The 1,315-nt window shown below is 59.4% G+C and carries 2 protein-coding genes; one reads left to right on the top strand and one right to left on the bottom strand.

The window, feature by feature from the left end:
• Positions 1 to 290 precede the first annotated feature (290 nt).
• Positions 291 to 596, top strand: a complete 306-nt coding sequence (locus VQ045_RS21690; protein WP_331831602.1) for a hypothetical protein — start codon at positions 291 to 293, stop codon at positions 594 to 596.
• Positions 597 to 738: 142 nt separating this feature from the next.
• On the opposite strand, the gene VQ045_RS21685 is transcribed toward VQ045_RS21690, so the two are convergent.
• The gene (locus VQ045_RS21685; protein ID WP_442879935.1) at positions 739 to 1,038 is read right to left on the bottom strand and encodes a helix-turn-helix domain-containing protein; all 300 of its coding nucleotides are present in this window, start codon (positions 1,036 to 1,038) and stop codon (positions 739 to 741) included.
• Between the last annotated feature and the right edge of the window lie 277 nt (positions 1,039 to 1,315).

Here is a 1,315-nt window from a genome sequence, read left to right as displayed (position 1 = left end):
CTTTCTTCATGGCGTTGCTCTCCTCAGTGGAATCGGCACCCCGAGCCTAACGGCTCAAGGCGGGCAACGCCGCCCACTTCAGAGTTTCAACAGAGACCGGGACATTCCCGTCGGCGGTGGCGTATCTGGCGGCGGCGGCGGCCAGGCGCATCTGGTGAAGCTGGCACAGGTGCCGCTGGCGGCGAGATTGGAGCCGGCGCGTCCGGTGGAGCAACAGCCGGCGGAAACGGCAATGCAGGTTAATGGGTGTAAGCGGTGCTGTAGGCGGTGAGGCCCAGGGCAATGTAGACGTGAGCTCCGAGACCAATTTCGGTCGTGCCATTTCTGCGATCCGAACCTCCGAGAACGACATTGACGCCTTGGCAAACGCGTCGTCAGTCACGGTTGTTGACGTCGAAGGGGAGGTTCAAGGCAAGAACGCCGTCGCCCTCGACAACGCGGTCGTTGACAATGAGGAGGACATCGCAGCGCTTCAGGCGGCGATCGAAGCCGATGCAGAACTTTCGGCAGCGCTCGATGCGCAGAATGTCGACGTCTCGTCGGTCGTCGCGTTAGAGACCAACGCGGACGGCAGCGTGACCGTTTTCTCGCGCTAACGATCCCTCAGAGCAAAGATTCTTGAGAAACCCTAGGCCACCTCTAGCGAACCGATACTGACATGGAATATCGCCGCTCGCAGACGTGCAGTCTGCGAGCGGCCCTTTGAGCCAAACTTCCATACTCAGATTTTGCCATTCGTCATTTCTTCTGATCGTCGGCAGCAAGCACCTGAACCAGGGCGCTGATTGCAGCGCGCACCTTGGCATCTTCGATCTTCATGAACGCACTGGCCTCCCGATACGCGGCAGGGTTGAGATCGGCAATCTCCGTTTCGACGTCGACGTCATCGACCCCTTCAAAGAAGTGCTCGACGGGGACTGATAAGGCGCGGCCTGCCCGGTAAAGTGTAGAAGCTGCGAGTCGATTTGCGCCCTTCTCATATTTCTGGACCTGCTGAAACGTCACACCCAGACGCTCGGCAAGTTTTCCTTGGCTCATGCCGACTGCAGTCCGGCGGATTTTAAGTTTTCGGCCGACGGCCACGTCGATCGGATCGTGGGGTCTCGCTCGCCTTCCCGAGCGGTCCTTTCGATTCCCACTTCCCGGAGCAGATGAAGCCACTATGAGAAGCGCCCCTTGTCACTGCCTCTGTCGAGGGAAAAGCGGGGAATGTCCCGGTCTCTGTTGAAACTCTGAAGTGGGCGGCGTTGCCCGCCTTGAGCCGTTAGGCTCGGGGTGCCGATTCCACTGAGGAGAGCAACGCCATGAAGAAAGA

The organism is Aurantimonas sp. E1-2-R+4, assembly GCF_036549515.1.
Taxonomy (GTDB): domain Bacteria; phylum Pseudomonadota; class Alphaproteobacteria; order Rhizobiales; family Rhizobiaceae; genus Aurantimonas; species Aurantimonas coralicida_A.
The sequence above is the reverse complement of the archived record's forward strand: the minus strand, read 5'-3'. Positions and strand labels throughout refer to the sequence as shown.

Bases quoted from the DNA above. Each gene is read 5' to 3' on its own strand.
- VQ045_RS21685 (WP_442879935.1), bottom strand. From the start codon at position 1,038: ATGAGCCAAGGAAAACTTGCCGAGCGTCTGGGTGTGACGTTTCAGCAG.